This is a genomic window from Pseudoxanthomonas sp. JBR18, from assembly GCF_028198165.1.
Lineage (GTDB): Bacteria > Pseudomonadota > Gammaproteobacteria > Xanthomonadales > Xanthomonadaceae > Pseudoxanthomonas_A.
In genome coordinates this window covers 4,277,111-4,302,154 of sequence record NZ_CP116339.1, presented here as the reverse complement: position 1 = coordinate 4,302,154, position 25,044 = coordinate 4,277,111, and the positions used below count along the sequence as shown (strand labels likewise).

The 25,044-nt window shown below is 66.0% G+C and carries 27 protein-coding genes; 20 read left to right on the top strand and 7 right to left on the bottom strand.

The window, feature by feature from the left end:
* The first annotated feature begins 64 nt into the window (after positions 1-64).
* The 6 genes from PJ250_RS19270 (at position 65) to truD (ending at position 4,518) form a co-directional block, all read left to right on the top strand.
* Complete coding sequence (locus PJ250_RS19270) at positions 65-343, top strand: hypothetical protein (RefSeq protein WP_271646238.1); 279 nt, start codon at positions 65-67, stop codon at positions 341-343.
* Between the two features lie 4 nt (positions 344-347).
* Positions 348-1,640, top strand: coding sequence for a phosphopyruvate hydratase (eno, locus tag PJ250_RS19265; protein WP_271646237.1), 1,293 nt, complete (start codon positions 348-350; stop codon positions 1,638-1,640).
* A gap of 50 nt (positions 1,641-1,690) precedes the next feature.
* Positions 1,691-2,068: a cell division protein FtsB gene (gene ftsB, locus PJ250_RS19260; RefSeq protein WP_271646236.1), complete on the top strand. Its 378-nt coding sequence runs from the start codon at positions 1,691-1,693 to the stop codon at positions 2,066-2,068.
* Positions 2,065-2,766, top strand: coding sequence for a 2-C-methyl-D-erythritol 4-phosphate cytidylyltransferase (gene ispD, locus PJ250_RS19255; RefSeq protein ID WP_271646234.1), 702 nt, complete (start codon positions 2,065-2,067; stop codon positions 2,764-2,766). The genes ftsB and ispD overlap by 4 nt, the downstream gene beginning before the upstream one ends.
* 11 nt (positions 2,767-2,777) lie before the next feature.
* The gene (gene ispF / locus PJ250_RS19250; RefSeq protein WP_271646232.1) at positions 2,778-3,269 is read left to right on the top strand and encodes a 2-C-methyl-D-erythritol 2,4-cyclodiphosphate synthase; all 492 of its coding nucleotides are present in this window, start codon (positions 2,778-2,780) and stop codon (positions 3,267-3,269) included.
* Between the two features lie 205 nt (positions 3,270-3,474).
* Entirely contained in the window at positions 3,475-4,518 is a 1,044-nt protein-coding gene (gene truD, locus PJ250_RS19245; protein WP_271646230.1) for a tRNA pseudouridine(13) synthase TruD, read from the top strand.
* Positions 4,519-4,609: 91 nt separating this feature from the next.
* On the opposite strand, the gene PJ250_RS19240 is transcribed toward truD, so the two are convergent.
* On the bottom strand, positions 4,610-5,152 hold the full coding sequence (locus tag PJ250_RS19240; RefSeq protein WP_271646228.1) for a Smr/MutS family protein: 543 nt from the start codon (positions 5,150-5,152) through the stop codon (positions 4,610-4,612).
* A 94-nt stretch (positions 5,153-5,246) separates the two neighbouring features.
* On the opposite strand from PJ250_RS19240, the gene surE reads away from it, so the two are divergent.
* From surE to PJ250_RS19220, 4 genes are read left to right on the top strand one after another with little or no spacing between them, the layout of a single operon-like run.
* On the top strand, positions 5,247-6,026 hold the full coding sequence (gene surE / locus PJ250_RS19235; protein ID WP_271646226.1) for a 5'/3'-nucleotidase SurE: 780 nt from the start codon (positions 5,247-5,249) through the stop codon (positions 6,024-6,026).
* A complete protein-coding gene (locus PJ250_RS19230; protein ID WP_271646224.1) occupies positions 6,023-6,706 on the top strand; it encodes a protein-L-isoaspartate(D-aspartate) O-methyltransferase in 684 nt (227 codons plus the stop codon). The genes surE and PJ250_RS19230 overlap by 4 nt, the downstream gene beginning before the upstream one ends.
* Complete coding sequence (locus PJ250_RS19225; protein WP_271646223.1) at positions 6,706-7,320, top strand: YqaA family protein; 615 nt, start codon at positions 6,706-6,708, stop codon at positions 7,318-7,320. Before PJ250_RS19230 ends, PJ250_RS19225 begins: the two co-directional genes overlap by 1 nt.
* Positions 7,317-8,105 carry a peptidoglycan DD-metalloendopeptidase family protein gene (locus tag PJ250_RS19220; protein ID WP_271646222.1) on the top strand — a complete coding sequence of 263 codons (789 nt, stop codon included), beginning with the start codon at positions 7,317-7,319 and terminating at the stop codon, positions 8,103-8,105. The genes PJ250_RS19225 and PJ250_RS19220 overlap by 4 nt, the downstream gene beginning before the upstream one ends.
* 91 nt (positions 8,106-8,196) lie before the next feature.
* Here the strand turns inward: PJ250_RS19220 and PJ250_RS19215 are convergent, their stop codons facing one another.
* On the bottom strand, positions 8,197-8,583 hold the full coding sequence (locus PJ250_RS19215) for an Mth938-like domain-containing protein (RefSeq protein ID WP_271646221.1): 387 nt from the start codon (positions 8,581-8,583) through the stop codon (positions 8,197-8,199).
* Positions 8,584-8,634: 51 nt separating this feature from the next.
* The gene (gene yhbY / locus PJ250_RS19210) at positions 8,635-8,940 is read right to left on the bottom strand and encodes a ribosome assembly RNA-binding protein YhbY (protein WP_271646220.1); all 306 of its coding nucleotides are present in this window, start codon (positions 8,938-8,940) and stop codon (positions 8,635-8,637) included.
* 105 nt (positions 8,941-9,045) lie between these two features.
* On the opposite strand from yhbY, the gene rlmE reads away from it, so the two are divergent.
* The 5 genes from rlmE to folP all read left to right on the top strand — a co-directional run bounded on the left by rlmE (position 9,046) and on the right by folP (position 13,205).
* Positions 9,046-9,678: a 23S rRNA (uridine(2552)-2'-O)-methyltransferase RlmE gene (gene rlmE / locus PJ250_RS19205; protein WP_271646218.1), complete on the top strand. Its 633-nt coding sequence runs from the start codon at positions 9,046-9,048 to the stop codon at positions 9,676-9,678.
* 72 nt (positions 9,679-9,750) lie between these two features.
* Positions 9,751-11,694 (top strand): ATP-dependent zinc metalloprotease FtsH, encoded by a 1,944-nt coding sequence (gene ftsH, locus PJ250_RS19200; RefSeq protein ID WP_271646216.1) that lies wholly within the window; start codon positions 9,751-9,753, stop codon positions 11,692-11,694.
* A 95-nt stretch (positions 11,695-11,789) separates the two neighbouring features.
* Positions 11,790-11,966 carry a glycine zipper domain-containing protein gene (locus tag PJ250_RS19195; protein ID WP_271646214.1) on the top strand — a complete coding sequence of 59 codons (177 nt, stop codon included), beginning with the start codon at positions 11,790-11,792 and terminating at the stop codon, positions 11,964-11,966.
* Between the two features lie 100 nt (positions 11,967-12,066).
* Positions 12,067-12,264, top strand: coding sequence for a hypothetical protein (locus PJ250_RS19190; protein ID WP_271646213.1), 198 nt, complete (start codon positions 12,067-12,069; stop codon positions 12,262-12,264).
* A gap of 41 nt (positions 12,265-12,305) precedes the next feature.
* Positions 12,306-13,205: a dihydropteroate synthase gene (folP, locus tag PJ250_RS19185; protein ID WP_271646212.1), complete on the top strand. Its 900-nt coding sequence runs from the start codon at positions 12,306-12,308 to the stop codon at positions 13,203-13,205.
* 4 nt (positions 13,206-13,209) lie between these two features.
* Here the strand turns inward: folP and PJ250_RS19180 are convergent, their stop codons facing one another.
* The 3 genes from PJ250_RS19180 to PJ250_RS19170 form a co-directional block, all read right to left on the bottom strand.
* The gene (locus PJ250_RS19180; RefSeq protein WP_271646211.1) at positions 13,210-13,722 is read right to left on the bottom strand and encodes a gluconokinase; all 513 of its coding nucleotides are present in this window, start codon (positions 13,720-13,722) and stop codon (positions 13,210-13,212) included.
* 68 nt (positions 13,723-13,790) lie between these two features.
* A complete protein-coding gene (gene zwf / locus PJ250_RS19175) occupies positions 13,791-15,539 on the bottom strand; it encodes a glucose-6-phosphate dehydrogenase (protein ID WP_271646210.1) in 1,749 nt (582 codons plus the stop codon).
* Complete coding sequence (locus PJ250_RS19170; RefSeq protein ID WP_271646208.1) at positions 15,536-17,335, bottom strand: glycoside hydrolase family 15 protein; 1,800 nt, start codon at positions 17,333-17,335, stop codon at positions 15,536-15,538. Before PJ250_RS19170 ends, zwf begins: the two co-directional genes overlap by 4 nt.
* Positions 17,336-17,588: 253 nt before the next feature.
* Between PJ250_RS19170 and hflK the strand changes: the two genes are divergently transcribed.
* From hflK to PJ250_RS19150, 4 genes are all read left to right on the top strand, one after another.
* The gene (gene hflK, locus PJ250_RS19165) at positions 17,589-18,743 is read left to right on the top strand and encodes an FtsH protease activity modulator HflK (RefSeq protein WP_271646207.1); all 1,155 of its coding nucleotides are present in this window, start codon (positions 17,589-17,591) and stop codon (positions 18,741-18,743) included.
* A complete protein-coding gene (locus tag PJ250_RS19160) occupies positions 18,744-19,607 on the top strand; it encodes a protease modulator HflC (RefSeq protein WP_271646206.1) in 864 nt (287 codons plus the stop codon).
* A 397-nt stretch (positions 19,608-20,004) separates the two neighbouring features.
* Positions 20,005-21,297, top strand: a complete 1,293-nt coding sequence (locus tag PJ250_RS19155) for an adenylosuccinate synthase (protein ID WP_271646205.1) — start codon at positions 20,005-20,007, stop codon at positions 21,295-21,297.
* Between the two features lie 213 nt (positions 21,298-21,510).
* Positions 21,511-21,774, top strand: a complete 264-nt coding sequence (locus tag PJ250_RS19150; protein WP_271646204.1) for a YlcI/YnfO family protein — start codon at positions 21,511-21,513, stop codon at positions 21,772-21,774.
* A gap of 591 nt (positions 21,775-22,365) precedes the next feature.
* Here PJ250_RS19150 and PJ250_RS19145 read toward each other — a convergent pair.
* Entirely contained in the window at positions 22,366-23,325 is a 960-nt protein-coding gene (locus PJ250_RS19145; RefSeq protein ID WP_271646203.1) for a hypothetical protein, read from the bottom strand.
* Positions 23,326-24,082: 757 nt separating this feature from the next.
* On the opposite strand from PJ250_RS19145, the gene PJ250_RS19140 reads away from it, so the two are divergent.
* Positions 24,083-25,006 (top strand): hypothetical protein, encoded by a 924-nt coding sequence (locus PJ250_RS19140; protein ID WP_271646202.1) that lies wholly within the window; start codon positions 24,083-24,085, stop codon positions 25,004-25,006.
* Positions 25,007-25,044: the final 38 nt, after the last annotated feature.

Below are 25,044 nucleotides of genomic sequence, written 5' to 3'. Positions count from 1 at the left end.
CGGATTCGCAGGCCTGGGCCACCGCCAGGGGGTGGCCTGCCTGCTTGCCCCGTTGGCAGGCGTGATGGTCGCCACCCACTGGCGCGTGCCAGACCTCCAGGAGCGTGTGCCCAGTGGCACGCTTGCCCCGGGCAAGGCCATCGAAACGGCAGCGGCTTCGACCAGCGGCTTCTTGCTGGTCTGCCTGGCATCCGCGCTGTTGGCCTGCACCCTCTACAATCGCTTCGCCCGGGAACGTGCACGTGGCCGCAACGCTGGCGCGCGCGAGATGACGTTCCTCACTTCACTCGGTCATCGCCTGACCGGCCCCCGACTTTCATCCGATCGAAAGAGCCAAGACTGATCCCATGACCAATATCGCCAAGATCCACGCCCGCGAAATCCTCGACTCCCGTGGTAATCCCACGCTGGAAGCGGAAGTCACGCTCACCGATGGGTCCTTCGGCCGTGCGGCCGTGCCCTCCGGTGCCTCGACCGGTGCCAAGGAGGCGGTGGAGCTGCGTGACGGCGACAAGACCCGTTACCTGGGCAAGGGCGTGCGCAAGGCGGTGGAGAACATCAACACCACCATCGCCGATGCGCTGAAGGACTTTGACGCCGCCGACCAGGAAGGCCTGGACCGGCGCCTGATCGACCTGGATGGCACCGAGAACAAGGGCCGCCTGGGCGCCAATGCGCTGCTCGGTGTGTCCCTGGCCAACGCGCACGCGGTGGCCGCCTCGAACCACAAGCCGCTGTGGCAGCACCTGGCCGACACCTGCGAATCGGATGTCTGCCTGCCGGTGCCGATGATGAACATCATCAACGGCGGTGCGCATGCCGACAACAACGTGGACTTCCAGGAGTTCATGGTCCTGCCGGTCGGCTTCGATTCGTTCTCCGAGTCGCTGCGCGCCGGCACCGAAATCTTCCACGCGCTCAAGAGCGTGCTCAAGGGCCATGGCCTGAGCACCGCGGTGGGCGATGAAGGCGGCTTCGCGCCGGATTTCCGCAGCAACGTCGAGGCGCTGGACACCATCCTGGAAGCCATCGGCAAGGCCGGCTACGCCGCGGGCGAGGACATCCTGCTGGGCCTGGACGTGGCCTCCAGCGAGTTCCACGACAACGGCAAGTACAACCTGGTGGGCGAGAACAAGCGCCTGACCTCCGAGCAGTTCGTCGACTTCCTGGCTGACTGGGCCGCCCAGTACCCGATCATCACCATCGAGGACGGCATGTCCGAGGACGACTGGACCGGCTGGAAGCAGCTGACCGATCGCATCGGCAACAAGGTCCAGCTGGTCGGTGACGATTTGTTCGTCACCAATCCGAAGATCTTCAAGGAAGGCATCGAGTCGCAGACCGCCAACGCCATCCTGATCAAGGTCAACCAGATCGGCACGCTGACCGAGACGCTGGAAGCCATCGCCATGGCCCACCATGCCAAGTACGCGGCGATCGTCTCGCATCGTTCCGGTGAGACCGAGGACACCACCATCGCCGATATCGCCGTGGCCACCACCGCCACCCAGATCAAGACCGGCTCGCTGTGCCGCTCGGACCGCGTGGCCAAGTACAACCAGCTGCTGCGCATCGAAGAAGCACTGGGCAAGCAGGCGCGTTACGCCGGGCGCAACGCGTTCGTTTCGCTCAAGCGCTGAGCGCCGCGCCGTGCGTCCGAAGCGTGTGATCGCGGTGCGCGGGAGCTGACATGGCCAAGGTGCGTTGGCTGCTGCTGGGCTTGCTGGTGCTGCTGGCGGTGCTGCAGTACCACCTGTGGTTCGGACGCGGCAGCTCCGGCCAGGTCATCACCATGCGCGCGCAGGTCGAAAGCCAGGCCCGCGAGAACGCGGGCCTGCGCCAGCGCAACGCGGCGCTGGCCGCCGAGGTCGAGGACCTCAAGTCGGGGGAGGAAGCCGTCGAGGAGCGCGCGCGCAGCGAGCTGGGCATGATCAAACCGGGCGAGAAGTTCTATCGCGTGGTCGACGCCCCCGCCGGTGCGGGCAGCGCGGCCCCGGCGCCGGCCAGTGCGCCGGAGGCCTCCGATCCGGTCAACGATGACGACGCGGCCCGCGCGGAGGGCGATTGATGGGAGGGCTGTGGGTGGTCGTCCCCGCCGCCGGACGTGGGACGCGCTTCGGCAGCGAGATTCCCAAGCAGTATCTGGAAGTCGGTGGCCAGTCCGTGCTGGCCTGGACCCTCTCCACGCTGCTCGCCCATCCGCTGGTGGCCGGCGCGGTGGTCGCGCTGTCGGCCGATGACCCGTGGTGGCCGGGCTGGACCCAGTTCGGCGGCAAGCCGGTGCTGGCCTGTGTCGGCGGCGGGACCCGCGCGGCGTCCGTGCTGGCGGCACTGCAGGTGTTGCCGGATGACGTACGCGCCGATGACTTCGTGCTGGTCCACGATGCCGCGCGGCCGAACCTGGCCGAGGCCGACCTGGAGCGCCTGATCGAGCGCGGGCGCGAAGATCCCGTCGGCGGGCTGCTCGCCGCGCCGGTGCGCGACACGCTCAAGCGTGCCGGCGATGACGGCGGCGTGGATGGCACCGAGCCGCGTGAGCGCCTGTGGCGGGCGCTCACCCCGCAGATGTTCCGGCGCCTGCAGCTCACCCGCGCGCTGGACGAGGCGGCCGGTGCCGGTATTGATGTCACCGACGAATCCATGGCCATGGAGCGCCAGGGCCTGCGTCCGCTGCTGGTGGAAGGCAGGGAAACCAATTTCAAGATCACCACGCCGGCCGACCTGGAGCGCTTTGCGTTCATCCTGTCGCTGCGCGTGGCCGCATAAGGAACTTCGAGATGTCAGTCCCGCAGATCCGCATCGGCCAGGGCTTCGATGTGCATGCCTTCGCCCCGGACGGCGATCACGTCATGCTGGGCGGCGTGCGTGTCGAGCACAGCCGCGGCGTGCTGGCGCACAGCGACGGCGACGTGGTCATCCATGCGCTGTGCGACGCGCTCCTCGGTGCCCTGGCCCTGGGGGACATCGGTCGCCACTTCCCGCCGAGCGATCCACGCTGGAAAGACGTGGACAGCACCGAGTTCCTGCGCCATTGCGATGGCCTGGTGCGCGCACGCGGCTGGCTGGTCGGCAACGCCGATATCACCGTGATGTGCGAGCGACCCAAGGTCGGCCCGCACGCGCTGGCCATGTGCACGCACCTGGCGCAGGTCCTGGGCATCGATGCCGATGCAATGAGCGTCAAGGCCACCACCACCGAAAAGCTGGGCTTCACCGGGCGCGGTGAAGGCATCGCCGCGCAGGCCGTGGTGCTGCTGGTGCGGGCTTGATCCGACGGACGCATTGTTCAACGGACGCCTATTCAACGGACGCGCTGTAGCGCCGAGCTTGCTCGGCTGAAGCTTTCCTCGGGAAGGCCCCGGCCGAGCAAGCTCGGCGCTACAGCCATCGGGCGAGCTCCGTCGGCATTACCGCGCAGGCTCCGGCCCGCAAGCCCCAGCCGAGCAAGCTCGGCGCTACGAGAAGGCACACCACATGACCGACACATCGTTGCTCCCCTTGGCCTTCGGGCCGGCGGTGCTGGAGGCGGTGTTCCGCAGCCGGCCGGAAGATTTCCAGGTCGATGAGATCGATGCGTTCGACGCCAGTGGCGAGGGCGAGCACCTGCTGTTGACCGTGCGCAAACGCGGCCTCAACACCGCCGAGGTGGCGCGCACGCTCGCGCGCTGGGCGGGCATCGGCGAGGTCGGCATCGGTTATGCCGGGCTCAAGGACCGGCATGCGGTGACCACCCAGCGTTTCAGCGTGCACCTGCCCAAGCGTGTGTCGCCGGACCTGGACGCGCTGGTGAAGCCCAACCTGGAGGTCGTCGCCTCCACCTGGCACAGCCGCAAGCTGCCGCGCGGCGCGCTGGAGGGCAATCGCTTCACCCTGGTGCTGCGCCAGGTGCAGGGCGAGCGCGAGGCGATCGATGCGCGCCTGCAGGCCATCGCCGCGCGCGGCTTGCCCAACTGGTTTGGCGAGCAGCGCTTTGGTCGCGCCGGAGACAACGTCGCCCAGGCGCTGGCCATGTTCGAAGGGCGCCGGGTCAAACGCGAGCAGCGCTCGATGCTGCTGTCGGCCGCGCGCTCGGAACTGTTCAATCGCGTCTTGTCGGCGCGTGTGACCGATGGCAGCTGGGAACGCGGGCTGGACGGTGAGGTCTGGATGCTCGCCGGCAGCCGCAGTGTGTTCGGCCCTGAAGCCTGGAGCGACGCGCTGGCCGAACGGCTGGCGCGCTTCGATATCCATCCCAGTGGTCCGTTATGGGGAGAAGGTGAGCTGCGCACGCAGGGCGCCTGTGCCGCCCTGGAGACACAGGTGCTCACGCAGGGCGATGCGCCGGCACTGCGTGCCGGCCTGGAGTCGGCACGCCTGAAGCAGGAGCGTCGTGCGCTGCGCCAGCAGGCGGCCGACCTGCAGTGGTCGTGGCAGGATCCACAGACGCTGGAGCTGCGCTTCGACCTGGTGCCCGGGAGCTATGCCACCGCGCTGCTGCACGAACTCGGCGCGGTGCGCGAGGCTAACCGGATCACCTGACGTCGCTGCCGTGTCCATTCAAAGCCTAGCGGGGCCATCGTCCCGCGTGGCCCGTCGATGCGGTGGCGGGGTACGTTGAGCCCGTTGGTGGTCAGGGGCGCGCTGCGAGCAGGACGATGACCGCGCCGGTGCCGCCCTGCGTCGGCAGCGCGGAGTGGAATGCCAGCACGTCATTGCGCTGGCGCAGCACGCGGTCCACGACGTTCTTCAGGACCGGGATATCGGCGTCCGAGCCCAACCCCTTGCCGTGCACGATGCGCACGCAGGCCGTGCCGCTGCGCTGGGCCTCGCGCAGGAACTGACGCAGCAGCGCCTCGGCCTGGCTGGCCGTGGCGCCGTGCAGGTCCAGTTCGTCCTGGATCGAGAACTGGCCACGCTTGAGTCGGGTGAAGATGCTGGCGGGCAGGGCCTCGACCCGATGCGAGAGCACATCGCCAGCGCCGATCGGCATGGCCTCCAGGGCTTGGCGGAACTCGCTCAGCGCGGCGCGCTCGTCGGCGCGCGCCATGCGGGCCGACGGACGTGGGCGCGGCTTGCTGGGCGGCGAGGGCGCAGCGTCCAGGCGCCGCACCTGGCCGATGGCCTCGCGGAACAGGCTGGCGTCGTCATCGTCGTCGTCGCGCGGATCGCTCATGGCAGGCAGGTTACGTCGCATCGCGGCCCATGCAAGGGCGAAGCGTCCGGATCGATCCGGTATCATCGGACGCGCATCATTGAAGGAAGTTTGAGTGCGCGTACTTGTAAGCAACGATGACGGCGTCGACGCCCCCGGGATCCGCATGCTGGCCGAGGCGTTGCGCCAGGCCGGGCACGAAGTCTGGGTAGTGGCCCCCGACCGGGACCGTTCCGGCGCCAGCAACTCGCTCACGCTGGATCTGCCGATCCGCACCCGCCAGCTGGACGAGCGCACCATCCGCGTCAACGGCACCCCGACCGACTGCGTCCACCTGGCGCTGACCGGGATGCTGGATTTCGAGCCGGACATCGTGGTGTCCGGCATCAACAACGCGCCCAATCTGGGTGATGACGTGATCTATTCGGGCACGGTGTCGGCGGCGATGGAAGGACGCTTCCTCGGGTTTCCCGCGGTGGCCGTGTCGCTGGTGAGCCGTGACCATGCCCCCAAGCACTTCGAGACCGCCGCGCGCGCGGCGGTGCAGATCGTGGCCCGGCTCAAGGCCGATCCGCTGCCGGCCAACACCATCCTCAACGTCAATGTTCCGGACCGGCCTTGGTCCGAGGTCACTGGGTTCGAGGTCACGCGGCTGGGCAATCGCCATCGCTCCGAGCCCTGTCTGCCACAGCGTGACCCGCGCGGCGGCACCGTGTACTGGATCGGCCCGGCCGGGCCGGAACAGGATGCCGGCGTAGGGACCGATTTCCATGCGGTGCGCAGTGGCGCCATCTCCATCAGCCCCATCCATGTGGACCTGACCCGCTACCAGGCGCTGGAGACGGTCGCCGGCTGGGTCGACGGCCTGGCCGCGGACCTGGAGCCGGCGGCATGACCCCGCGCCTGCGCGTCCAGCCGGCCGATGCGGCCGGATCGGGAATGACGTCCCAGCGCGTGCGCGATCGGTTGGTGCAGCGCCTGCGCGAGGCGGGCATCGTCGATGAGAACGTGCTCAACGCCATCCGCACCGTGCCACGGCACCTGTTCGTGGACGAAGCGCTGGCCACGCGCGCCTACGAGGACACCGCGCTGCCCATCGGCCACAGCCAGACCATTTCCCAGCCCTGGGTGGTGGCCCGCATGACCGAGGTGCTGCTGGCTGGACGTGCGCCCAGGACAGTGCTGGAAGTGGGGACAGGATCGGGTTACCAGGCGGCGATCCTGGCTTCGCTGGGACTGGACGTCTATACGGTCGAGCGGATTGGCGACCTGCTGCGCCTGGCGCGCAAGCGCCTGCGCCTGCTCGGCTTGAACGTGCGCAGCAAGCATGACGACGGACGGGTGGGCTGGCCGGAGCATGGTCCTTACGACGCGATCATGGTCACGGCCGCTGCACCGGCCCTGGTCCACGATCTGATCGATCAGCTTGCCCCGGGCGGCTGCCTGGTCGCGCCGGTGGGTGGCGCGTCCTCGCAGGCCCTGGTGCAGCTCACCAAGGATGCCGATGGCCACGTTCAGCAGACCACGCTGGCCCCGGTGATGTTCGTCCCCCTCCTGTCGGGAACCCTCGACTGATGCAGCTTTTCGGTCCTTTGTATGCCCGCGCGATCGCGTGGTCCCGCCATCGGCATGCGCCGCGTCTGCTGTTCGGGCTGAGCTTTATCGAGGCGATCTTCTTTCCTGTGCCGCCCGAGGTGATGCTGGCGCCGATGTCGCTGGCCCAGCCCCGGCGCGCGTTTTCCTTCGCCGGGATCAGCCTGGTCGGTTCACTGTTAGGTGCCTTGATCGGCTACGCGCTGGGTCATTACGCCTATGCGGCCGTGCAGCCATTGATCGACGCGCTGGGCTGGACCGATGGGGTCAACAAACAGGTGGCGCATCTGCGCGAACTGGTCGCCCAGTCGCCCTGGCGCGCGTTCTGGCTGCTGGTGCTGGCCGGCTTCACCCCGATCCCGCTGAAGATATTTACGTGGGCCTCAGGCATTGTGGGAGTGCCGCTGCTACCGTTCATCGCGAGCATGGTGGTGGGGCGCGGCAAGCGCGTGTTCCTGATCGCCCTGGCATTGCGCCTGGGTGGTGTGCGTGCGGAAGCGGCGTTGCGGCGCTGGATCGAACCGGTGGGCTGGATCGCCAGCGTCCTGCTCCTGGTGTTGTTGGCTTGGCTGGTCTGGAGTGCAAAGAACGGATGACGATTCGCATGGACCTGCTGGGGTCTTTCAGCAAGCGCACGACGCAAGTGGCGCTGGTCGCAGGTGCCTTGGCCCTGGCGGCCTGCAGTAGCACGGTCACGCGGACCTCGGGCGGCCCCGGGGGGCGCACGGTCGGTGGCAGCGCTGCGGCCCGCCCAGTGTCAAAGCCGAAGTACGGCCAGCGGGTCACGGTCCAGCGCGGGCAGACCCTGTACCGCATCGCCACCGACAACGGGATCGTGCCGGCCGATCTGGCCGCCTGGAACGGCATCGCGCCGCCCTACACCATCTATCCGGGGCAGCGCCTGCAGCTGTATCCGCAAGGGGGCGCAGCGGCGCCTGCGGGGATGACCGCATCCCGTCCGCCCGTTGCTACGCCGCCTTCGACGCCGGCCGCCGCGCCGGTCAAGAGCGACATCAATTGGCGTTGGCCGGCCGATGGCCAGATCGTGGGTCGCTTCGTCGCCGGTGACGCCGCCAACCAGGGCGTGGATATCGCGGGCAAGGGCGGTGATCCGGTCCGTGCGACCGCTGACGGTGTGGTGGTCTACTCCGGGGCGGGGCTGGTGGGCTATGGCGAACTGATCATCGTCAAGCACAGCGAGGCCTGGTTGTCGGCCTATGGCCACAACCGCAAGCGGCTGGTCAACGAGGGCCAGAACGTCAAGGCCGGGCAGCAGATTGCCGAGATGGGGCGGAGCGGGGCCTCCCGCGACATGCTGCACTTCGAGATCCGCTACAACGGCAAGCCGGTCGATCCGCTGTCCTACCTGCCGCCTCGCTAGGCGGCGCCCTGGATTCGTCCGCCGCGCGCGAGCGGCGGCTCGTCATCCGGGTTGTGCGACTGCCCGTCTGAGGGCAGTTCCGCTGACTGGCCTACCGCGCCGCTTCCGTCCCCAGGATGAAGCCCGCTACCACGCGCCGACCTTCGCCGGCCAGGATGTGGAAGGTGCGGGCGGCGGCGTCGTTGGTCATCACTTCGATACCCACGCCGCGGGTCAGGCACGCGGCCATGGCTTCCGCGGGCGGAAACACCTGGCGGTCGCCGGTGCCGAGCAGGATCAGTTCCGGTTCCAGCGCCAGCAGGGGTTCCAGCGTCGCCGCATCCAGCGCCTCAGGCTGCGTGGCAGCCCAGTCGGTCTGCAGGTGTGCGGGGGTGAGGATGAAACTGCGCTGCAGCACCTGATCGTTGACCTTGGCGCTGCGCCCATCGGCGGCGCGCAGGGTGAAAGCGTAATCGGGTCTTTCGTGGCTGAGTTGCATGGAGGGGCTCCGTACGTCGGGCGCCGCTGCCGTCAGGAACGGCCGTGAGGATCAGGCGCGCGGCAGGACGATGGTGCGCTTGTCCTGGCTGGGGCGGTACAGCACGGCCACGTGGCCGATCTTCTGCACCACGGCGCACCCGGTGCGCTTTGAAATCTCGTCGATCATGGCGCCGCGGGCCTCGCGATCCTCGGCGGCGACCTTCACCTTGACCAGCTCGTGGCGCTCGAGCACCTCGTCCAGTTCGGTGACAAATGCGTCAGTCAGGCCCTTGCCTCCCGTCTGCAGCAACGCCTTGAGCCCGTGGGCCTGCCCACGCAGGAAACGGTTCTGGGCAGCGGTAAGGACAACAGACATGCAGGATTTTCAGGGGAAGCCAAGGGGGTTAAGCGTATCATGGGCCGGACCCCTCCCGAGCTTTCGCGGGGCCGGCCACACGCCGTGCCGCCGTTATCCGTCCACATGGCCCAACGCAGCAAAAGCAGCCAGCGCTGGCTGAAGGAACATTTCTCCGATCCCTACGTCAAGAAGGCGCAGGCCGAGGGGCTGCGTTCGCGCGCGGCCTACAAGCTGGAGGAGCTGATCGAACGTGACCGGCTGCTCAAGCCGGGCATGGTCGTGGTCGACCTAGGGGCGGCGCCTGGCGGCTGGTCGCAGTACGTGCGCCAGGCCATGGGCGATCGCGGGCGAGTCGTGGCGATGGACATCCTGGACATGCCGTCGTTGGCCGGCGTGGAGTTTCTTCACGGAGACTTCAGGGAGCAGATCGTGTTATCGCAGTTGGAGGCGATGCTCGGTGGGCAGCCGGTCGACCTTGTGCTTTCTGACATGGCCCCCAATAAGAGCGGAGTGGACGCGGTCGATCAGCCGCGGATGATGCATCTGGCGGAGCTTGCGATGGAGTTCGCCGATGTGCATCTCCGGCCGGGAGGCGCGTTCCTGATCAAGCTGTTCCAAGGCGTGGGGTTCGACGACTACGTCCGCGACATGCGCCGGCGGTACGACCGGGTGGTGATCCGAAAGCCGGACGCCTCCCGCAAGCGCTCGCCGGAGGTTTACGCACTTGGGCAGGGTAAGCGGATCCAACCCAAGTGATGCCGGCTTCCGAGTCGGTTCGACAATTCGCGCTAATGTGGCAGTGCCAGAGGAATACCGAGGCCCATGAGGATGAATGACTTGACCAAAAATCTGCTGCTGTGGGTCGTGGTGGCGGTGGTGCTCATGGTGGTGTTCCAGAGCTTCTCCCCGCGCTCCGGTGGAGCGGGCCCGGGAAGCGGGCAGGCCACCTACACCCAGTTCCTGCAGGAGGTGAACAACGGGCAGATCAGCTCGGTGGATTTCACCAACGACAGCGATCTGGTCACCAATGCGATCAGCTACAAGCGCAATGACGGCACCCAGGGCGTGGTCTACGGACCGCAGGACGAGGGTCTGATCAATGTGCTGATCAACAAGGGCGTGCAGATCACCCGTGAGAAGCCGGACAACGGCATCTCGCTGGGCATGATCCTGCTCAACTTCCTGCCGGTGTTGCTCATCATCGGCTTCTGGATCTTCATCATGCGCCAGATGCAGGGCGGTGGCGGCGGGGCCAAGGGCGCGATGTCCTTCGGCAAGTCGCGCGCCAAGCTGCAGGGCGAGGATCAGGTCAAGGTCAGCTTCGCTGACGTCGCCGGCTGCGACGAGGCCAAGGAAGAAGTCAGCGAACTGGTCGAATTCCTGCGCGACCCGACCAAGTTCCAGAAGGTCGGCGGCAAGATTCCGCGCGGCGTGCTGATGGTCGGCCAGCCGGGTACCGGCAAGACGCTGCTGGCCAAGGCCATCGCCGGCGAGGCCAAGGTGCCGTTCTTCTCGATCTCCGGTTCGGACTTCGTGGAGATGTTCGTGGGCGTCGGCGCCAGCCGCGTGCGCGACATGTTCGAGCAGGCCAAGAAGCACGCGCCGTGCATCATCTTCATCGACGAGATCGACGCGGTCGGCCGCCATCGCGGTGCCGGCCTGGGCGGCGGTCACGACGAGCGCGAGCAGACCCTCAACCAGCTGCTGGTCGAGATGGACGGCTTCGAGGGCGGTGAGGGCGTGATCATCATCGCCGCGACCAACCGTCCCGACGTGCTGGATCCGGCGCTGCTGCGCCCGGGTCGCTTCGACCGCCAGGTCGTGGTCGGCCTGCCCGACGTCAAGGGCCGCGAGCAGATCCTGAAGGTCCACATGCGCAAGCTGCCGCTGGCCGATGACGTGGAGCCGATGATCGTGGCGCGCGGCACGCCGGGCTTCTCCGGCGCGGACCTGGCCAACCTCTGCAACGAGGCGGCGCTGTTCGCTGCGCGCGGCAACGAGAAGGAGGTCCGCATGGACCACTTCGACCGGGCCCGCGACAAGATCCTGATGGGCGCCGAACGCCGCTCGATGGCCATGAGCGAGGACGAGAAGACGCTGACCGCCTACCACGAGGCCGGCCACGCTATCGTCGGGCGCCTGGTGCCCGAGCATGACCCGGTCTACAAGGTCACCATCATCCCGCGTGGCCGCGCGCTGGGCGTGACCATGTACCTGCCCGAGGGCGACAAGTACAGCTACAACCGCACCGCGATCGAATCCCAGCTGTGCTCGCTCTACGGTGGCCGCGTGGCCGAGGAGCTGATCTTCGGCACCGACAAGGTCACCACCGGTGCATCCAACGACATCGAGCGCGCCACCAAGATGGCCCGCAACATGGTCACCAAGTGGGGCCTGAGCGACGAGATGGGCCCGATCGCCTACGGCGAGGAGGAGGACGAGGTGTTCCTGGGTCGTTCGGTGACCCAGCACAAGAACGTCTCCGATGCCACCGCGCGCAAGATCGACGAGGTCGTGCGCGGGATCTTGGACAACGCCTACCAGCGCACGACCAAGATCCTCACCGACAACCTGGACAAGCTGCACACGATGTCCAAGCTGTTGCTTGAGTACGAGACCATCGACGTGCCGCAGATCGACGCCATCATGGAAGGCCGCGATCCGCCGCCGCCCATGGGTTGGGCCAAGACCGGTGGCAAGGACGACAACGGCGGTGGTCCCACGCCCAAGCGTCCGCTGCCTCCGATCGCAGGGCCGGCCGCGCAGACCTGACGGCTAAGCGGCAAGTGATCGACAAAAGGCCGGGATTCTCCCGGCCTTTTGTTTGTGTTGGTACCCGGCGCCTGCGCGCCGAGGAGGACGACCGGATGTTCAACAGCAGTGGATGGAGCCTTGGCGTCGGCATTGCCCTGGGCGTGGCGATCGGAGCCGGCTTTGGCGCGGCGATGCACGACATGGGCACCGGCCTGGCAGTCGGCGTAGGCCTGGGCGCGGCCCTGGGGGCCTTCATGAGCAGCCAAAAGAAAAAGCGCCGCGGCGGTTGACCGGTCACAGCCGGCGGTCACATTTCCCGGCGGGCTGTGTCTTTGCTCATGCAGGGCGTCAGGAGGGCAGCGCGCCGTCCCCCTGTACGAGGATCACGTCATGAAGTGCGATCGCAGGATCACCCCGCTGGTCATGGGAATTGGCATTGGTGCGGCAATGGGGGCCGCCACCGGCCAGATGGGGCTGTGGCTGGGCATGGGGGCAGGGCTCGGCGCCGCCATGATGTCGCTGCTGGCCGGGCGCGAAGTCGATTGCTTGCGGCGCAAGCGTGATCGCCGCGGGCCGCCACAGGCCTGACGCGTATCATGCGCGCTCGTTGGATTGTCCCGGAGCGCGTCATGTTCGATACCTCACCGCAGTTGGACTGTAACGGCCGCATCCTGCGCCTGGACCGGCCGCGGGTGATGGGCATCGTCAACGTCACGCCGGATTCGTTTTCCGATGGCGGTGCGCATGACACGTTGGAATCGGCCGTCGCCCATGGGCTGCAGCTGGCTGCCGAGGGCGCCGATGTCCTGGATATCGGGGGCGAGTCCACGCGCCCGGGTGCCCAGGCAGTGCAGCTGGAAGAGGAGTTACGTCGGGTCGTGCCGGTGATCGAGCGCCTGGCGCGCGAAACCGCCCTGCCGATCAGCATCGACACCTTCAAGCCCGAGGTCATGCGTGCGGCCGTGGCCGCCGGGGCCGGGATGATCAACGACATCCGCGGGCTTCGCGAGGAGGGCGCGCTGGAGACCGCCGCGCAACTCGGCGTGCCGGTGGTACTGATGCACATGCTGGGGCAGCCGCAGTCCATGCAGGATGCGCCGGAATACGACGATGTCGTCGGCGAGGTGCATCGATTCCTGGCCGAACGCATCTTCGCGGCCGAAATGAGCGGCATCCCGAAACGGAACATCGTGGTCGATCCCGGCTTTGGCTTCGGCAAGACCACCGCCCACAACATGGCCTTGCTGGCCCAGTTGGCGCGCTTCACCGAACTGGGCGTGCCGGTGCTGGCCGGGCTGTCGCGCAAGCGCAGCATCGGCGAACTGACCGGGCGCCAGGTGCCTGCCGAGCGGGTCGCCGGTTCGATCGCCGCGCACGTTGTGGCCGCCCAGCGCGGAGCCATGCTGCTGCGCGTGCACGACGTGGCGGCCACCGTGGACGCGCTCAAGGTGTGGGCGGCGGTCGATGCCGTGCCCGCGCCGCGCCGGGAGACGGCGGCGGCGCAGATCCGCTGGCCGGACGAGGACTGAGCGATCAGTCCAGGCGGGACAGTGCCTCGATCGCCTGGTCGGCGGTGTCCTGCGCCGAGTCCGAGGGCGCCACGCGCACGGCGCGCTCGTCCTCTCCGGGCGGCTCCAGTGTTTCCAGCTGGTCATCCAGCAGGCTGGCCGGCATGAAGTGCCCGCGACGGTGGGCAAGACGCTGCTCGAGCGTGTCGCGGTCCACATCCAGCCACACGAACACGATCTGCGCGTCGGCCTGGCGCAACACGTCGCGATAGGCACGTCGCAACGCCGAACACGACACCACCACGCCAACGCCCTGGGCACGCTGGTCGCCGATCCAGTCGGCCACCTTGCGCAACCATGGCGCGCGGTCGGCGTCGTCCAGCGGGATGCCGGCGCGCATCTTCTCCACATTGGCGGCCGGATGCAGGTCGTCGGCGTCGAGCACGCGGTAATCGAGCTCGGCACCCAGCAGATTGGCGATCGTGGTCTTGCCCGATGCCGAGACCCCCATCACCACCACGCTTTTCGCCGCTTTCATGCAGTGTCCTGGCGCATAAGTGAAGTGATCAGGCTAGGGCGCCTGCACCGTTGCTGTCGAGGCCCGGGTCACGACTTGGCGCGGCCGGACTTGGTCGCGGACGCGCGTTTTGCTCGCTTCGCGGGTGTCTTTGTGGCGCTGGGCTGTTTGGCGGCGGGCGCCTTGGCGGCCTTGGTGGCCTTCTTGGCGGCCGTCTTCTTGGCCCCGGCCTTGGCGCGGCCCGCCTCGGCCGCCAGGCGCCGCGCCCGCTGCGGCGGACGGGTGCGGCCCGGGGTCAGGGCCCGCCAGGTGCGGCCGCCATCGAGCGCCAGCAGCGCGTCGCTGGCGGTGGGGCCGGCACTGCCAGCGGCATAGTTGGGGAATTCGGTCGGCGGTTGCTTGGCCCAGGCATCCAGCACCGGCTGCACGATGCGCCAGGCCGCGTCGACCATGGTGGCGTCCTGGAACAACGCTGCCTCGCCGCGCATGCAGTCGTGCAGCAGGCGCTCATAGCCCACCGTGTTCTGCTGTGGAAACCAGTCGCGATAACGGAAGTCCATTCGCACCGGCGCCAGCGCCACCGGATAGCCCGGGCGCTTGACGTCGAACTGCAGCGAGATCCCCTCGTCGGGCTGGATGTGCAGCACCAGCCAGTCCGGCCCGTAGCCACCCACCGCCGTGTGCCGGAACGGCGCCAGTGGCGCGGGCTTGAAGCGGATCGCCACCTCGGTGGTGCGCGTGCGCAGGCGTTTGCCGGTGCGCAGGTAAAAGGGCACGCCGGCCCAGCGCCAGGTGTCGATGGCCAGCTTCATCGCCACGTAGGTCTCGGTCTCGGACGTGGACGAGGTGGTGTCTTCGTCGCGGTAGGCCGACACCGCCTCGCCGTTGACGGTTCCGGCGGCGTACTGGCCGCGCACCACGTCCTCGGGCGCCAGCGGGCGCACGGCCTCGATCACCTCCGAGCGCCTGCGCAGCATCGCTTTGGGCGTGAAATCCGTCGGCGGCTCCATGGCCACCATGGCCAGCACCTGAAACAGGTGGTTGGGCACCATGTCGCGCAGGGCACCGGTGGGTTCGTAAAAGCCGCCGCGTCCCTCCACGCCGATGGTCTCCGAGGCGGTGATCTGCACATGGTCGATGCGGTCGCGGTTCCACACCGGTTCGAACAGGCCGTTGGCGAAGCGGAAGGCCTGGATGTTCTGCACCGTCTCCTTGCCCAGGAAGTGGTCGATGCGGAACACCTGATCCTCGGACAGGACCTTGGCGACCTGCGTGTTGAGCGCGCGTGCGCTCTCCAGGTCATGGCCGAAGGGCTTCTCGATGATCACCCGGCGCCAGGAGCCGGCGTCGTCCTGCTTGACCATCCCAGCCCGACCCAGCTCCTTGACCGCCGTGCCGAAGAAGCGCGGCGCGGTCGCCAGGTAGAACAGCGCATTGCCCTGGGTGCCGTGCTTGCGATCCAGCTCGACCAGTCGCTCCTTGAGCGCGCGATAGTCGGCGGCGGAGGTGAAGTCCCCGCGCTGGTAATACATGCGCCGGCTCAGCCAGCGCCAGGTGTCCTCGTCGATGCCTGGCGCACTGAATTCGGTGCCGGTGGCGGAGGCCTGCGCACGCAGGGCATTGCCGATGTTGCGCCGCCAGGCGCTTTCGCCGATCTCGCCATGGTCGAAGCCCAGGATTGCGAAGTGCTCGTCCAGCTGCCCGGCGCGGCGCAGGTTGTACAGCGCCGGGATCACCAGCCGTCGCGCCAGATCGCCGCGCGCGCCGAACAGGACCAGCACGCAGGGCGGCGCCAGTGCGCCGGTGTCGGTCACGCCGGGGGAAGTCGTATCGGTCATGGATGTACCTCTGCGCTGGTGCGCCTGGTGTTGTCTGCGTCGTTGAGGCGATAGGCCGCGTTGACCAGCGCCACGTGCGAATAGCCCTGCGGGAAGTTGCCCAGCATGCGTTTGGTCTGCGGGTCGTATTCCTCGGCCAGCAGCCCCACGTCGTTGCACAGGCCGTGCAGGTTGTCGTAGAGCGTGGTGGCCTCGTCGAGGCGCCCGATCATCACCAGCGCCTCCACCAGCCAGAAGCTGCAGGCCAGGAAGGTGCCTTCGCCGGGCGGCAGGCCATCGGCGCTGCCATGGGTGGAGTAGCGCTGGACCAGCCCGTCGACGGTCAGGCGCGCCTGGATGGCCTCCACCGTGGCGATCAGGCGCGGATCGTCCCCGGGTAGAAAGCCGATCAGCGGCATCAGCAGCAGAGCGGCATCGAGTTCCTCGCTGTCATAGCTCTGCACGAAGTAGCCATCGCGATGCAGGCCGCGTTCGAGGATTTCGGCGTGCACCGCCTCGGCCTGCGCGGCCCAGCGGGCGCGATCTTCATCGCTGAAGCCGCTCTCATCGTTGTCCGAGGCCAGGTGGAAAGCCAGCCACGCCATCATCTTGGAATGGGTGAAATGGCGCCGACCGGAGCGCACCTCCCAGATGCCTTCGTCCGGGTCGTGCCAGCGCTTCTCCAGCTCCAGCAGGAAGGCGCGCTCCAGCTCGTTGCCGTAATCACCGGCGGGCATGCCCCGCATGCGCGCCACTTCGAACAGGCTGATCAGCTCGCCGTAGACGTCCAGCTGGAACTGGCGCGCGGCCGCGTTGCCGAAATTGACCGGGCGTGAATCCTCGTAGCCGGGCAGCCAGTCTGCCGACCATTCTTCCAGCCTGCGCACGCCATCGACGCTGTAGAGCGCCTGCAACTGGTCCGGCGTCCCGGCGACCGCGCGCTTGACCCAGTCACGGAACGCGCCGGCTTCCTCGCGAAACCCCGCATTCATCAGCGCCAGCAGGACGAAGGCGCTGTCGCGCAGCCAGCAGTAGCGATAGTCCCAGTTGCGCTCGCCGCCGATCTGCTCGGGCAACGAGGCGGTGGGCGCCGCGATGATCGCGCCGGTGGGCAGATAGCTCAGGCCCTTGAGCACCACCAGCGAGCGCTTGACCTGCTCGCTCCAGCGCCCGGCCTGCGCGCAGGCGCCTGACCATTCCTCCCAGAACGACAGCGTCGTGGACAAGGCTTCTTCGGGGTCCACCGACGGTGGCGCCTCCAGGTGTGAAGGCCCGTGGCTGAGCACGAACCAGGTCGATTCGCCTTCGCCCAGCGTGAACTGCGCGGTGGAGGTCATGTCCTGGCCTTCCATTTCCAGCGGTGTGCGCAGCACCAGCTGGTCCGGTCCGGCGACCGCGCGCAGGCCATCGGCGTCCTGGGTCACCCAGGGCACGATGCGTCCATGCCCGAAGCGCATGACCAGCTCGGTCTTCATCGGCACCCGGCCACGCACGCCACACACGCGGCGGATCAGGTGGCTGTGGGTATGCCCGTCGTGGCTGGCGACCATGAAGTCCTGCAGCCGGACCGCGCCTTCCTCGGTTTCGAACGTCGTTTCCAGGACCAGGCTGCCGTCCAGGTAGCGGCGCGAACTTCGGGATGGCACGTCCGGGCACAGCAGCCAGCGGCCGTGTTCTGGCGTGCCCAGCAGTGCGGCAAACACCGCATCGGAATCAAAGCGTGGCAGGCAGAGCCAGTCGATGGAGCCATTGCGGCAGACCAGTGCGGCACTGCGGCAATCGCCCAGCATTGCGTAATCCTCGATCGGGGTCGACATGGGGGCGTTCCGTTGAAAACGTTCTAGTGGTACCAGCATTCATGTCATTCCCGCGTGGTCTGCCGATGTCGGGCAGCCGCTGGGGTTCAGGCCCCGGACGCGCCGTCAACACCCGATGGTCCCCCTTGTGCGCCGGCCTGCGGGACGCCATGACAGGGGTGTCAGCCGGCATCCCCGCGGCGACCTTGTAGAATCGTGCGGCGCTGCGCCCCGGTGACCCGGGGGCGCTTGCACCCATCAAAGCGGAGTTGGCATGGCCTGGAACACCCCTGGTAGCGGTTCGGGAGACAACGGTAGCGGCGGTCGTGGGCCGGGCAGAGGACGCAACGGCTGGAAGCCGGGCGGCGCGGACAACCTGCTTTCGCAACTGCGCGGGTTCTTTTCCGGTGGTGGTGGGTCGCTGCGCTGGATCGGGCTGGTGGTGCTGTTGATCGTGGCGTTCAGCAGCTTCCAGCTGGTCGGCGAGCAGGAGCGCGGCGTGGTCCTGCGCTTTGGCCAGTTCGCCCGCATCATGCAGCCGGGCCCCAACTTCAAGTGGCCCTGGCCCATCGAAAGCGTGCGCAACGTGCAGGTCACCACCATCGGCACCTTCAGCAACACCTTGCCGGTGCTGACCAGTGACGAGAACATCGTCAGCGTCAGCTTCAACGTGCAGTACCGCATCAGCGATCCGCGCCAATACCTCTACGGCACGCAGGATGCCGACCAGGTGCTGCAGCAGGCCGCGCAGAGCGCGGTGCGCGAGCAGGTTGGCCGGGCCAGCCTGGAAGACGTGCTCAACAAGCGCGGACCGCTGGCCGCCGCCGCCAAGGCCCGCCTGCAAGACGCGCTGGATGCCTACCACTCGGGCATGGCCGTCACCGACCTGACCCTGCCCAACGCGCGTCCGCCCGATGAGGTCAAGGCCGCCTTCGACGACGTCAACAGCGCCCAGCAGAGCCGCGAGCGCCTGGTCAACGAGGCCCAGGCCTACGCGGCGCGCGTGGTGCCCGAGGCCCGGGGCGAGGCTGCACGCACCCGCACCGCCGCCGAGGGCTACAAGGAGGCGGCCATCGCCAAGGCCCAGGGCGATGCCGATCGCTTCACCCTGCTGCAGCAGCAGTACGCCGGCGCGCCTGAGACCACCCGCAAGCGCCTGTGGCTGGAGACCATGGAAGACGTGCTGTCGCACAACCGCAAGGTCGTCGGCGGCGATGGTCGCCAGCTGATCTACGTGCCGATGCAGCAAGGGGCGCAGAACGGTGGCCCGCTGCCGCCGACGTCCAGCCTGCCGCGCCTGTCGCCCGAGACCTTGCTCCAGTCCTCGGACGGCTCGGGGAGCAGCAGCGGTGGCAGCAGCAGCGCGTCGTCCTCATCCAGCGATAGCCAGCGTCCGCCTCGACCCACTGGCCGTCCGGAGGGCCGCTGAATGAAGACTTCCCTGATCGTGGCCGTGATCGTGGCCATCCTGCTGGCGCTGATGGGCTCGGTGTACGTGGTGCGCGAGGACCAGACCGCCATGGTGCTCAACCTGGGCCGGGTGGTGCGCGATGACGTCAAGCCAGGACTGCACTTCAAATTGCCGGTGGTGGAAACCGTGCGCGTGTTCGACCGGCGCTTCCAGATCCTGGAAACCGCACCGGAGCGCTACTTCACCTCCGAGCAGAAGGATGTGTCGGTGGACTTCTTCGCCGTCGGTTACATCTCCGACGTGCGCGCCTACTACCGCGCCACCGGGGGTGACCAGCGCAATGCCAACACCCGCCTGACGCCGATCATCACCAACTCGCTGCGCAACGAGATCAACTCGCGCACGCTGACCCAACTGGTCTCCGGCGATCGCAGCGAAATCATCGCCACCCAGCTGGAGGCCATCAACGCGGCGATCAAGAACCTGGGCATGCACCTGGTGGACATCCGCCTCAAGCAGATCGACCTGCCGCAGGACAGCAAGGTGCTGGGCGAGGTCTACGACCGCATGCGCGCCCAGCGCCTGCAGGTGGCCAGTGCCCTGCGCGCCGAAGGCGAGGAGCAGGCCCGCACCATCAAGGCCGAGGCCGACCGCCAGCAGGTGGTGATCGCCGCCGAGGCAGAGCGCGATGCCCAGCGCCTGCGGGGCGAAGGTGATGCCCAGGCCGCCCAGGTCTATGCCAAGGCCAGCGGCGCCGATCCGGCGTTCTACGCCTTCTACCGCAGCCTGGAGGCCTACCGGAACGCCTTCGCCGATGGCAACGCGGTGGTGGTGCTGGATAAGAACGACCCCTTCCTCCAGTACCTCAAGTCCGACCGCTGACCCCCGCCCATGTAGAGCGGAGCTCGCTCCGCTGCCCCTAGCGACCCGCCCCAAACCGCCCCCTTGTAGTGCGGAGCTAGCTCCGCTGTCTTTTGTTCCCGCTGCCTTTCGCTCCGCTGCGGCCCGGCCCCAACCGCTCCGCTGCCTTTCACGATCGCGGCCCCCCGGCCACCACCCGTTCATCCCCGTGGTGGCCCCCGTCACCAAAAACCCGGATAATTCCCGAAAGCCGGACGGCCGCTCGTGATCGAGCCAAGCCCTCCGGCTTTTTCCGTGTCTGGGCACGGCCGCAACGCGTGGGGCGCCCCGATGGCACCCCGGTCAACGCGCCAGGGCCCTCCCTTGCACGGCCCAAGTCCGCGGCCCCGATGGCCGCAACAAAACAGGAGTACCCGTCATGGGTCAGTCAGTGGTGGTGTTGGGCGCCCAGTGGGGCGATGAAGGCAAGGGCAAGATCGTCGATCTGCTCACCGAGGAGATCGGCGCGGTCGTGCGCTTCCAGGGCGGCCACAACGCCGGCCATACCCTGGTCATCAACGGCAAGAAGACCGTCCTGCACCTCATCCCGTCCGGCATCCTGCGCGACGACGCGCTGTGCCTGATCGGCAACGGCGTGGTCATCAGCCCGGCCGCCCTGATCAAGGAGATCGAGGAGCTGGAGACGGCTGGCGTGGAAGTGCGCAGCCGCCTGAAGATCTCCCCGGCCGCACCGCTGATCATGCCGTACCACATCGCCCTGGATCAGGCCCGCGAGAAGGCCGCCGGCGGCAAGGCCATCGGCACCACTGGCCGCGGCATCGGCCCGGCCTACGAGGACAAGGTGGCGCGCCGCGGCATCCGCATCGCCGACCTGCATTACCCCAAGCAGCTGGAAGAATTGCTGCGCACCGCGCTGGACTACCACAACTTCGTGCTGACCAAGTACCTGGGCGTGGACGCGGTGGACTTCCAGAAGACCTACGACGAGGCGCTGGCCTTCGGCGAATACGTGCAGCCGATGAAGTCCGACGTGGCCGGCATCTGCCATGACCTGCGCAAGCAGGGCAAGCGCGTGCTGTTCGAAGGCGCCCAGGGCGCGCTGCTGGACATCGACCACGGCACCTATCCCTACGTCACCAGCTCCAACACCACCGTCGGTGGCGCGCTGGCCGGCACCGGCGTGGGCGCCGATTCGATCGACTACGTGCTGGGCATCGCCAAGGCCTACGCCACCCGCGTGGGCGGCGGTCCGTTCCCGACCGAGCTGGACGACGAGATCGGGCAGGGCATCCGCGACCGCGGTGCCGAATACGGCGCATCCACCGGCCGCCCGCGCCGCTGCGGCTGGATGGACATCGTCGCCCTCAAGCGCGCCGTGGCCATCAACGGCATCTCCGGCCTGTGCATCACCAAGCTGGACGTGCTGGACGGCATGGAAAAGCTCAAGGTCTGCATCGCCTACGAATACCGCGGGAAGCGCACCGAGTACGCCCCGCTGGACGCGCAGGGCTGGGAAGACTGCACCCCGGTCTACCTGGAGTTCCCCGGCTGGAACGAGACCACCCACGGCATCACCGAGTGGGACAAGCTGCCCGCCGCCGCCCGCGCCTACCTGCGCGCGCTGGAGGAACTGGCCGGCTGCCCGATCAGCATCGTCTCCACCGGCCCGGACCGCGACCACACCATGGTGCTGCAGGATCCGTTTGCCTGATTGCAGGTTGTGCCCCCTCTCCCGCGTGCGGGGGAGGGCTGGGTGAGGGGCCTTTCAGCGCCTTGCCGAGACCAAGCCCCGCGCAAGCGGGGTTTGGTGCTTCTGGGCGATAGTGAATTCGCTATTCGCGAACAGCGAACTTCACCGGCGGGGCTTGAACACGCCCGTATCACTCGCGACCATGCATCGCAATTGCAACGCATGAGGTGTGTCATGAAAACCGCGTCGCTGCCGTCCCTGCAGGTCGAGCCCGAATTGTGCGAAGCCGCCGAGTCGGTCCTGCAAAAAGGCGAAAGTCTGTCCGCCCTGATGGAGCAGTCGCTGCGGGATGAGGTCCGGCGTCGCCGTTACCGGACCGAGTTCATCGCCAGAGGCCTGGCTTCGCGCGAGCAGGCGCGCCAGACAGGGCGCTACATCGATGCGCAGGATGTGTTGGACGGACTGCAAGCGAGGTTGGATCGCGCACGAAAGGAATAGGCCGGGGCGGCATTCACCATTCGCCTTACGGAAGAAGCGCAGCAGGATCTGGAGCGTTTGTACGACGGGCGGCTGCAGCAGGCGGCGGGGATGACTTGGTTGCCGAACGGGCGGTGCAGGCCATACGTGAGGGTGTCGCCGCAAGGCGCGGCGGATCTGTTCTTGCGAGGATCGAAAACAGCACGGCGGTGACTGTCCTGGCCGTCAGGCATCAGCGTGAAGACGACCGTTATTAGGCGCTGCGCAGCTGGCGGCGTCTTATTGCATCGGGCGCAGATGGCCAGTGGTTCGGTGTCGACGCAACGCCGCCGCGATCCTACGATCCTTCAGACTGAAACAACTCATGGTGCAACGCGAATGCCTGGCACCTGTCGGAAAGTTGATCCGGGTCTGCGCAGAATCGTTCGTCCAACGCGTTGAGACGTCTGTCATCCGGAGGTGGCTGCCGCGCTCGATGTGAGTCTAGCCACCTAGTACGTCAAAAGGCCGTTTTGGGGTGGAAGAGAACTATTTTCTACCCCGACAAATCTTCCTAATATCTTCACCGAATATTTATACATCCGTCCTCGCGGGCGCGAGGACGGCTCGCAATCACGGTAGAGTGAAGTTAGACTGAAGAGAAATAGCATCTCCATTGAATGTTACCGATTCCTGAGGACTGGCGTATAGCCTCATTTCTCGCTTGACCAATGATCGTCTTAGTTCAAGCTCCATTAGGCGCCTTGCACACCATCGAGCTACAAGAGTCTGCTTCGCAATATCAAACGCCGTGTCAGTGTCCAGAAGCCCCTTAAGGTACTTTGGATGCGCATGACCAAAGAAACGGTGACGCGCCAGATAAACATGAGACACGATCAGCTGAAGATTGGCGTCGAACTCGGCGCCGAACATCTGAGCGCCCGCTTCAAGTGCCTTGTCCTTCTCATGACGTTCGAGAATCGCCTCTGTTGAAAGATAGAACTGCATAAAAGCAGCATCAACGAGACCTGAGATTGAGTCCTCTCCTGCGAGCAGGGACATGCCGGTAGAGTAATGCTGTTGCGCCACCTTGGCCTTATCCGACATTTCGAAATCGCCGACCTCTAGTGATGCCTCGGTGGCGCCACGCTCGTCGATTTCGAACGCAATCCCCCTGGTGAATGGAAGTCTCGACAGTATCCACAATGGCAACTCCGGACCGCGCCCGATATCGGCCAAGTAGGTGACTCGGCCAAAGGTGAGGTTGATGTCAGTATGGATTTCAAGTTGCCGAATCGCCTCGGAAAGAACCTCGGAATCGAACGAAAACAACTCTTTGTGATCTCGGAATTCTTTCCAGAATAGTAGCGCGGGCCTGCCCTGATCAAAGTGGCGCATGCCCCGCAGGAACGCGGATGAGATTTCACCAACGCCGCTTCGCGGGCGACTGGCGCGTTCTGCGAGGAACTGCAAAGTCTGTGGGACCATCAAAGTTTTGAGGACTTCGAAGGAGAAAACTCCATATATTGGAGCGATTACTTCCGCTTGCGATGACCTCCATATCTCGACTGCTCTTGCTGGGAACGATGACATTGATCCCTCCTTAGGTTTCGTTTAGTGCAAGCCTCAATACAACGCATCTGCACGAACACGAGCTTGACTAGTTCGCCATCGACCTCCAACGCGGACAAAAATTTCTCATCTCCTCGATACACTCCTAATCCGCTGCGTACCTGATTCTTGCTCATGTCCAAAGCCGGAGGCTCGAATCAAACCCGTCATATTTTGGTGCCTGCGGGTACGTCTGTGTTCTCGAGCGCAGTGAGATGGACGATCATCTTGTAGCCGCAGGTCGAAGTGGTCGAGACGAAGTTCCGCCTCTGTGGGCAACTTAGTGCCTTCAGGACGCTCGATGATTACAGCGAGAACGGTGCTTTTCTTCCCATGCCGGAGTGGCAAATCGGTCCTCAGCCGGTGATCATGAAGCTGAGCTCGAAGTTCCATTAGGTCCCTTTCCGATCGCACGCCTGCCCAATTAAAGCAAATTTAGCACCACAGGTAGGCCAAGTCCGACCAAGCGTCGGTTATCGGCCAATGGCACACATCATGCGCAGTAAGGGTACGATCCGGAACCTAATGGGTTAGCGGAGGTCGCCTTTCAGCAGCCATCCGCTCTAAAATACCACTGGGTTTTCGTCCCGCCGCCACTATCCAGCTATCGAGATCTCCAGCCTCTAGCGACCCGCCGCTTTCCGGGTGGGCGCTTTCAAGCTGCGGGAGAGAAATGTAAGATTGTCAATCGGAGATGTCGACGATTGACGTTGGCGCCAACTAGGACAGGCGAAATCACATGTCGAAAGCCTCTATCAGCAACCCGCTGACACTTATCGCAGTATTTGCGGGAATCGCAGAGACTTGTGCCGTTGCGGTGCTGCCTATCCTAGATCCTGGCATTCAAGTCATCTTCGTAAACTTCGTAATGGGCTTTCCTTGCCTCCTTGTTCTTCTCTTCTTCATAATGCTTTGGAGGAGGCCTTCTGCACTTTACGCGCCTGCAGATTTCAGGGATGACTCTGCCTACATAAAGATCAACGGTCCCAAGGTGACGAACGACAACTTTCTTGCCGTGCGAGATCTTGGTCATGCGAATGTTTTTGAATCCAGTGAGACGGAAACGCCTGGCGCAAGAACTGAGTCTGTGAATAGTGGCCCAGCGGTAGAGCCGTCTGCTACGCCCACGCCCGTTGTAGACCCAAGTAACTCCACTGTTGGGCAAGCTACGGATCGAGCGCTGGACGCTAAGCATTTCTACAGGTTCCAGTCGCCAGCACCGACACCGCGGCTAGCTCAGACCACTCTTGAGTTAGGCGAAGCAGCCATGGCCGAGAGACTGGCGTTAGCGAAGCTGATCAAGACCTACGGCGGGCAGCTCACTACCCCGGCCACAGTGACTGTGAATGATGGGGCATATCAGTTTGACGGCGCTATCGTGCAGGGTCGGACAGTTAACATAGTGGAAGTTGTTTACAAGAGTGAGGCTGACATTGGCTCAAAGATAAAAATGCAGTTAGAGAAGTTTCGGAAGTTGAAGAATCAGATGGATATCGATGGGAGCGCCCAGCAGGCTTCATTCACACTCGTAGTCGTGACTCGCGATCCAGAAGATTCATTCAGCCTGGACTCGCTCGTTCGGGAATATGCGAAGAAATTTGATCTAGAGATGGCTGTTGAGGTATTTAACCTGATGTCACTTATGAGCGAAATAAGTGCCTAGTGAGTGTTCGAGCTGTTGACTTCCGCTTTTGGTCAGAA